Source organism: Amaricoccus tamworthensis, assembly GCF_049800875.1.
GTDB classification, from domain to species: domain Bacteria; phylum Pseudomonadota; class Alphaproteobacteria; order Rhodobacterales; family Rhodobacteraceae; genus Amaricoccus; species Amaricoccus tamworthensis.
This window is the reverse complement of sequence record NZ_JBNAFV010000038.1, coordinates 1-4,026: the sequence shown is the minus strand read 5'-3', so window position 1 is coordinate 4,026 and position 4,026 is coordinate 1. Positions and strand designations below refer to the sequence as shown.

Sequence of the window (4,026 nt, the reverse complement as noted above, 5' to 3'; positions counted from 1 at the left end):
TGTTTTCCTGCAGGTTTTCAGAACACGTAATGCCTCGATCATGCCATCCCGGCTTTTGGGCGTGACGGTTCGGACCCCGGAAAAAGCTGCATGAGCCGCGTTTACCGCATCAAGCGCGTCGTCCTTGCCCCGTCGCCGCCGGTCGGATTTGTCGGGTGCCGTCACCTCCAGAACCGTGATACCGGCATGCTGAAGATAGCGCAGCAATCCCGCCCCGTATGTTCCGGTGCATTCAATGCCGACGCGCTCCAGTTCTCCGAATGACAGCATCCAGGTCAGCATTCTTTTGTATCCATGCCGTGTACTGGCAAAGGCCTCGGTTGCCATCACGTGGTCATGGGTGTCCACGATGGCTGCAACATGAAGGTCTTTGTGGGTGTCGACCCCGGCGACGATCTTTGAGGGAGAGGTCGTGGCGTCAGGAACGTAGTCTTTTGGCATGATGCCCTCCAGAGCTTGATCAAAACGATCCCGCTTTGGCCGAACACCTGGACAGGACAGTAAAGCGACAGGGCGTCAGGCCCTTCTTGGGTCACAGGCGCCGATGAGGCGGAACCTCGCCGCAGGGTGCTCGCAGGCCACCGACAGATCCAGGGAATGACACGCAAATCCGGTCGCTCGGAGTTTGGGTCAGGAAGTCTGGAACACCCTGCGGTACCAGTTTCCTTTCAATCTACCAAAAGCAGCAAGTGCTGAGGAAAACTGCGGGAAAACGGCCATCACACTATTACTGTCGGAATTGAATATCTCCGGTGGGCCATGGCGCTCCAGCGCTTCCTGGAGAGCCTCGACGCAGAAGGGGCCTTCTGTGTCGTGGTGACCCCGGAGGCGCTCGACTCCCTGCAGCTTAGGCACCCAGAACTTCTGCATTCGGTGCGATCGGTGGTAGTGGACGAAATCCACCTGCTCCACGGGCAGGCGCGCGGCCAGCAACTACGGCATGTGATTTCTCGTATCCGGAGTGCGGCCAAGCCGCCGCGGTCTGCGCGGGACAGTTTTCAGATCGTTGGAATGACCGCGACGCTGGACGACATGCCGACAGTTGCAGCGCTCTGGCTCGGCGAAGACGCGAAAGTACTATCTCACGGTTCGCCGCGCGAAATTGATCTGGAGCTCGTCGATGTCGTCGTGGAGGAGCCCGGACAAGCAGACCGGGCTAAGGCCCGGCAGCTCGCTCGTTGGCTCGAGAGGGCGGGCGCTGAGAAAGTGCTCGTGTTCACCAATTCCCGCAATGGTGCACACGCCATGGCGGCGCATCTTCACGAGGAGCTCTCAGGCACCCGGTGGCCGGTTCACCTCCATTTTGGGGCCTTGCCTGCCGGTCAGCGGGAGCGCGTAGAGGAGCAGATGCGAAACGACCGGTTTGGCGTCTGTGTGGCCACGTCGACGTTAGAGATCGGGATCGACATCGGAGACGTCGATACCGTTGTGCTCGCCGAGATGCCGCGCAGCGTTAACGGCTTCCTCCAGCGGATAGGTCGCGGAAACCGTCGAACCGGGACCTGCAGAGTAGTCGGCTTCCGGAGCTCAGACGATGACGAACAGCTCATTCAGGCGTTGCTGGACTGTGGTCGCCGTGGAGACCTTGACGACGTGTATGAGTACGATCGCCCATCGGTTCGGTTTCAGCAGGTGCTGAGCCTCGCCTGGCGAGCAACTCGTGAAGACCGTTCCTTAACTGAGAAGCATTTGGCTGCGGAAGCTGGAACAGATGAGCACATTCGGGTCGTGCATGACATGCTGGCGACGGGCTGTCTTGTAGACTTACGCGGAGCACTCGTGCCTTCCGATCGGCTGATAGATGAAGGAGATGCGGGGCGGATCCATACCGTCATCGCCGGAGGGGTCAGCAGCTCTGTCGTGGACATTCGAACCGGCGATACGGCATTCCGAGACGCGGACGCAGCTACCACAGGTGGAGCCCTTTTCCACGCCGGTGCAATGCGACGGCTACTGGCGGGGGGTGATGGGGCGGCTTATCTCGGAGATAACGCCCAAAGGTCTCATCCGCTTGCCAAGATCAAGGCTACTGGGCCTGCTCTGCCAACTAGCCGTAGCATCATCTGGGCACTGGCACGTCTCAATGGGTATGACCCGGCTCGTTGGCAATTGAACGGCGGAACGCTTTTGACTTGGGGCGGGCAGACACTGAATACTCTGCTTGCTGCAGTTTTTCGAAGGTCAGCTCCTGACGGCAACTTCTCTCCAAACCCAACCGGAGTTTCTGGCGACATCTTTGCAATCGAACTGTCGATTGAGTCTATCCGGGACTTGGCTAAAGGTATCGAGACAGCACACGATCTACCCCTTTCCGTCGCTTCGAAGTTCGTCGGCCCAAGCCGTTTCATAGGGGAGCTGTCAGATGCGCTTGTGGCAGAGGAGAAGCGGCGTGCAGTCCCCTGGGCGCTGCTTCATCGCTGGCTTGATCGAGTGGATGGCATCGACCTCGCAGGTTCGCTGCCGACTGCTGCTCGGGCATCAGAGTAGAACGTATGCGGGGCGCATGGTACCGCAGCGCGCGGGGCAGTTGTTTTGCAAGAGAGGCTGTCTGGCCATGTTTCGCCGCCAGTCGCGACTGAACCAAAGGACGATCTAAACCAGGGGTCGAGTGCATTAAAACAACAGCTTAGAGAGTGGAGATGGGGTGGATGCCGCTCTCACCCTGACGGCATCGCGATGTGCCATACTCGTGGTGTCGAAGCACAAGCTGAAGGAGAGGGCATCCATGGAAGAAGTTAGCATTATCGGGGTCGATCTGGCAAAGAACGTGTTCCAGCTGCACGGGGCGGCAGCGGATGGGGTGGTTGTTTTCCGCAAGAAGCTGTCGCGACTGCAGTTTGCGCGATTCATGACGGACCATCCCGCATGCGACGTGGCGATGGAGGCGTGTCCCAGCGCGCACCATTGGGCGCGGGAATTGTCCGCCTACGGGCACAGCGTCCGGCTCATTGCGCCGCATTACGTCAAACCGTTCATCAAGCGCCAGAAAAACGACGCCGCCGACGCGGAAGCAATCGTTGAGGCAGCGATGCGTCCGACCATGCGGTTCGTCGAACCCAAGACCGAAGCCCAACAGGCCCGGGCGGTGGCGTTTCGCGCCCGCGAGCAGATCGTGAAGCAGCGGACCGAAGCGATCAACGCCCTTCGCGCGCACCTCTATGAATTCGGGCATGTGGCGCCGGAAGGGGTCGGATATATCCCGCGGCTGGCGAAGGTGGTCGAGGATCCTGGTTCGGGCCTGCCTGACCTGGCGCGAGACATCTGCCGCATGGTTCTGGAGCAGATCGAACTGTTGACGTCCCGCCTTACCGCAGTCTCGGCAAAGCTCGCCGCCGCGTCCAGGGCGGCCGCCATGCCCCGGCAGTTACAGACCATGCCGGGTGTCGGACCGATCACTGCGCTCGCAGTCGAAACCTTCGCGCCGCCGATGGACCAGTTCCGGCGTGGCCGCGATTTTGCAGCTTGGCTCGGGTTGGTGCCGCGGCAACATTCTTCTGGCGGAAAACAGAGGCTGGGGAAAACATCGAAGATGGGGCAGCGGGACATCCGGCGACTGCTTGTCACCGGCGCGATGGCGGTGGTCCGCTGGGCGCTGCGCCGTGGCGCACCGCAAAATCCCTGGCTTGAGCGCATGCTGGAACGCAAGCCACCGATGGTCGCAGCCTTCGCGCTGGCCAACAAGATGGCGCGCGGCATTTGGGCGATGCTGACGCGCGGCGAGGACTATCGCGATCCGGTGATGGCCACCGCCTGATCGGGCGCGTCGGCAGGAACGGAACGCAGAGTTGTGAGGAAGGCATGATCCGAATGGGCAAATGATCGACATGATCCGGGTTGGGCAAACCAGGAACCTTCTCAGAGCTTCGAGCTCGCTGTTGGAGATTTGGCCCCGGTCCGCGCATCACCATCCCGGCCAGCGGCATCTATCGGGCCGCACTAACAGGCCTGACAAGAGTCCGCACTCGATCACATGTCTAATGTTCAGAAATTCCTTGCAAATGAGGGCGGCATCCACAAGAGAAGGTT

Annotated in this window: 3 protein-coding genes; 2 read left to right on the top strand and 1 reads right to left on the bottom strand. The window is 60.5% G+C overall.

The genetic code is table 11. The annotated features are described in order from the left end of the window. Window positions 1-441, bottom strand: a 441-nt coding sequence (locus tag ACP15P_RS23080; RefSeq protein ID WP_424930766.1) for an IS110 family transposase, incomplete at its 3' end; no start/stop codon positions are given. A 318-nt stretch (window positions 442-759) separates the two neighbouring features. Here ACP15P_RS23080 and ACP15P_RS23075 point away from each other — a divergent pair. Both ACP15P_RS23075 and ACP15P_RS23070 read left to right on the top strand, forming a co-directional pair. Then, window positions 760-2,487 (top strand): helicase-related protein, encoded by a 1,728-nt coding sequence (locus tag ACP15P_RS23075; RefSeq protein ID WP_424930765.1) that lies wholly within the window; start codon window positions 760-762, stop codon window positions 2,485-2,487. 238 nt (window positions 2,488-2,725) lie between these two features. Further along, window positions 2,726-3,754: an IS110 family RNA-guided transposase gene (locus ACP15P_RS23070; protein WP_028720250.1), complete on the top strand. Its 1,029-nt coding sequence runs from the start codon at window positions 2,726-2,728 to the stop codon at window positions 3,752-3,754. The last annotated feature ends 272 nt before the right edge of the window (window positions 3,755-4,026 follow it).

Excerpts from the sequence above, each read along its gene's own strand:
- ACP15P_RS23070 (WP_028720250.1), top strand. The coding sequence starts at position 2,726 with ATGGAAGAAGTTAGCATTATCGGGGTCGATCTGGCAAAGAACGTGTTC.
- ACP15P_RS23075 (WP_424930765.1), top strand. The coding sequence starts at position 760 with ATGGCGCTCCAGCGCTTCCTGGAGAGCCTCGACGCAGAAGGGGCCTTC.